Origin of the sequence: Ensifer sp., assembly GCF_035999185.1 — a bacterium.
In the GTDB taxonomy this organism is placed as follows: domain Bacteria; phylum Pseudomonadota; class Alphaproteobacteria; order Rhizobiales; family Rhizobiaceae; genus Ensifer.
In genome coordinates this window covers 1-3,715 of record NZ_DASYHB010000184.1, presented here as the reverse complement: position 1 = coordinate 3,715, position 3,715 = coordinate 1, and the positions used below count along the sequence as shown (strand labels likewise).

Here is a 3,715-nt window from a genome sequence, read left to right as displayed (position 1 = left end):
ATGATGTAATCTCCCTTTCCTGAACTTAGAGGACGCCGGCTTCGGTCTTGAGCTTTTCAACCAGCTCGGCGACCGACTTGACCTTGATGCCGGCCTTGCGACCCGACGGCTCCTCGGTCTTCAGCACCTTGAGGCGGGCGGCCGTGTCGACGCCGAAGTCGGCCGGCGACTTCTTGTCGAGCGGCTTCTTCTTCGCCTTCATGATGTTCGGCAGCGAAGCATAACGCGGCTCGTTCAGGCGCAGGTCGGTGGTAACGACGGCCGGAAGCTTGATGTCGATCGTCTGCAGGCCGCCGTCGACTTCGCGGGTCACGGTCGCCTTGCCATCGCCGATCTCGACCTTGGAGGCAAAAGTGCCCTGCGCCCAGCCAAGCAGCGCCGACAGCATCTGGCCGGTCTGGTTCGAATCGTCATCGATTGCCTGCTTGCCGACAATGATCAGGCCCGGCTGTTCGGCGTCTGCGACACCCTTGACGATCTTGGCGACAGCGAGCGGCTCGACCTGGTCTTCAGTCTCGACCAGGATGGCGCGGTCGGCACCCATGGCGAGCGCGGTCCTCAGCGTCTCTTCGGCCTTGGCCGGACCGACGGAAACGACGACGACTTCGTCGGCCTTGCCGGCTTCCTTCAGCCGCAGTGCTTCCTCGACGGAGATTTCGTCGAAGGGGTTCATCGACATCTTCACGTTCGCAAGCTCGACGCCCGAACCGTCTGCCTTCACGCGGATCTTGACGTTGTAGTCAACCACCCGCTTCACCGTCACAAGTATTTTCATGGCAACCTTCCTCCGCGCCCGGTCCTAGCCGAACGCCTTTTCGTCAATGTCTCGATCGTTCGGGCAGCAATGCCCAAAGGGCGAACAGCGGTTTTTCCGCTGAGCGCATGGCATGCCTGATGCCAGGCGGATTGTAGAAGGAACCTCCGATCCCCGGCGAAAACCAGTCGGAGGTGCCATGCTGAAACTCCCCTTCCGATAGGACGAGATAGGTTTCTTCGGGGGCGTGGTCGTGGTCGGGGTAGCGCACGTTCGGCGCCATCAGCGTCGCGCCGAGCCAGAGATCTCTTCGATCCTCCAGACCGCCCGGACCGACGATCATCGCATTGCCATGACCTGTCAGGAAATTCTCGCTCGCCGTTTCGTCATAGACCGAGCGCCACCTCCATTCGAGCAGCGGCTCGATCGCCTGGAACCGTTCGATCAGCATGTCGAGCGACGTTCCCCCTGTCCTTCTCGACAGGACTTCGCCGAGCCAAGGCTCGCAGACGGGAAGACGTTTGCCGAGGTCTGAGCGTTGCGGCTGCGGCGTTTCGAGCAAGGCAGCGATCTGCGTGATCGACCGGCGTGCCCTCGGGTCCTGCGCGCACTCGTCGAACGCGACGAAAGCCGCGTCCAGAAATGCCTGCAAAGCGTCGGACCGCGCCATCGTCAGAGATCCTTGGCAAGACGCAGCGCATCGTAGATGGCGGCATGCGTGTTGCGGGCCGCAACTGCGTCGCCGATCCGGAAGAGCTGGTAGGCGCCTTCCGGATTGCGTTCAACCGATTGCGGCGTGCCGGCAATCAGCTCGTCGTAGGAGACTTCGCCGAGGTTTCTCGAGCCGGGCTTCAGTTCGAAGTAGAGATCATCGAGCGGAATGGTACCGTGATTGACGACGATCTGGTCGAAGGTCTGCTGCTTGGCGACACCGCCATAGTCGCTGCCGACATGGGCGGTGATCTGGTTGCCGCTCTTTTCCGCCGCCTCCAGCCTGTAGGTGACGGTAAAGGTCACATCGAGCTTCTGCAGCGAGCGCATGTAGGGAACGAGGTTCATTGCCATGACCTCCGGCGCAAAGGACCGGTCCGGCGTCATGATCTCGACCTTTGCCCCCGCCTTGGCGAGGAACTCTGCAGCCTGCAGACCCGCATGATCGCCGGCGTCGTCGAAGATGAGCACATTGGTTCCGGGTTTTACATCGCCCGAGATGATGTCCCAGGAGGAAACGACGAGCTCGTTGCCCTTCGAAAGAACCTCCGTGTGCGGCAGCCCACCCGTAGCAATGATGACCACGTCGGGCGTTTCGGCAAGCACGGTGTCGGCCTCGGCCCAGCTGTTGAACCGGAAGGTGACGCCGAGCTTCTCGCACTGGCTCATGCGCCAGTCGATGATGGTGATCATTTCCCGGCGGCGTTCGCTCTGGGCTGTCAGCCGGATCTGTCCGCCCGGATGGTTTGCAGCCTCGAAAACGACGACCTCGTGACCGCGCTCCGCGGAGACGCGGGCAGCTTCAAGACCGGCAGGGCCAGCTCCCACGACGACGACCTTCTTGCGGGCCGCGGCCTTCGGGATCCGATGCGGCATCGTTTCTTCGCGGCCGGTCGCGGCGTTATGGATGCAGAAGGCCAGGCCCCCTTGATAGATCCGGTCGAGGCAGTAGTTGGCGCCGACGCAGGGGCGGATGTCGTCCTCGCGCTTTTCCATGATCTTGCGCACGATATGCGGGTCGGTCATGTGCGCGCGGGTCATGCCGATCATGTCCACCTTACCGGCAGCAATCGCGTGGCGAGCCGTCGCCACGTCCTGGATCTTCGCGGCATGGAAGGTCGGGAACTTGGTTGCTGCGCGGACCTCTCCGGCAAAATCCAGATGCGGCGCGCTCGCCATGCCCTGGATCGGGATGACGTCGGTCAGGCCCGGATCCGTATCGATATGGCCGCGGATGACGTTCAGATAGTCGATGAGGCCGCTTTCCTTGAGACGGCGGGAGATCTCCAGGCCTTCGGCCTTTCCGGTCCCGCCGGGAAGACATTCGTCGGCCGTGTATCGAACGCCGAGAATAAAGTCGTTGCCGACCCTTTCGCGCATCGCCTTGAAGACGTCGAAACAGAAGCGCAGGCGATTGTCGAGCGAACCGCCATAGGGACCATCGAGCTCGTTGGTCAGCGGTGACGTGAACTGGTCGATCAGATGCCCGTAGGCTTCCAGTTCGACACCGTCCATGCCGCCGGCCTTCATGCGCTCGGCGGCATCGGCAAAGTCCTTGATGATGCGCTCGATGTCCCAGTCTTCGATCTTCTTGGGAAAGGCGCGGTGTGCCGCCTCGCGATGGTGTGAGGGCGCAAGCACCGGAAGCCAGTCGCCCTTGTCCCAGCGGGTGCGCCGGCCAAGGTGCGTGAGCTGGATCATGATCGCAGCGCCCTCTTCGTGCACCGCGTCGGTCATCTCCCTGATCCACGGAACGATCTCGTCCTTGTAGGCGAGCAGGTTGTTGAAGACGGGCGGGCTGTCCTTCGAGACGGCCGCGGAGCCGGCAGTCATCGTCAGCGCCACACCGCCCTTGGCCCGCTCAACCGTATAGGCACGGTAGCGCCCCTTCGGCATTCCGTCTTCGGGATAGGCCGGCTCGTGAGACGTGACGATGATACGGTTGCGCAGGGTCAAATGCTTCAGCTGAAACGGCTGAAGCAGGGGATCGTTCGACATGCGACGGGCTCCGGTTTATGGGACTTCAACCGCAACGGTAAGCGGGAATGTACACATGTGTCAACAATCAAAACACCATCGTTTGTTTATTTGACACATATGTACATTTTACTTGATGGCGCCCTTTGGATTTGTTAGGAGGCAATCATGGAACAGGCGATGAATGACACTGGTTGGCGCGGTTCTCAGGAGGGGTGGCTCGAAGCCGCCTACGACTCCCTGCTCGAGTCGGGCGTGGACTCGGTGAAGATC

The 3,715-nt window shown here is 61.7% G+C and carries 3 protein-coding genes and 1 pseudogene; 1 reads left to right on the top strand and 3 read right to left on the bottom strand.

Translation table 11 applies throughout. The features are described from left to right. Positions 1-25: 25 nt before the first annotated feature. The 3 genes from VGO04_RS24925 to VGO04_RS24915 are packed head-to-tail and all read right to left on the bottom strand — an operon-like array spanning position 26 to position 3,463. Entirely contained in the window at positions 26-775 is a 750-nt protein-coding gene (locus VGO04_RS24925; RefSeq protein ID WP_275025999.1) for an electron transfer flavoprotein subunit beta/FixA family protein, read from the bottom strand. Between the two features lie 43 nt (positions 776-818). Next, on the bottom strand, positions 819-1,424 hold the full coding sequence (locus VGO04_RS24920) for a dimethylsulfonioproprionate lyase family protein (protein WP_327498643.1): 606 nt from the start codon (positions 1,422-1,424) through the stop codon (positions 819-821). Between the two features lie 2 nt (positions 1,425-1,426). Further along, positions 1,427-3,463, bottom strand: coding sequence for an NADH:flavin oxidoreductase (locus VGO04_RS24915; RefSeq protein ID WP_327498642.1), 2,037 nt, complete (start codon positions 3,461-3,463; stop codon positions 1,427-1,429). Between the two features lie 147 nt (positions 3,464-3,610). Here VGO04_RS24915 and VGO04_RS24910 point away from each other — a divergent pair. Then, positions 3,611-3,715, top strand: a pseudogene (locus VGO04_RS24910) (TetR/AcrR family transcriptional regulator); the annotation flags it as partial.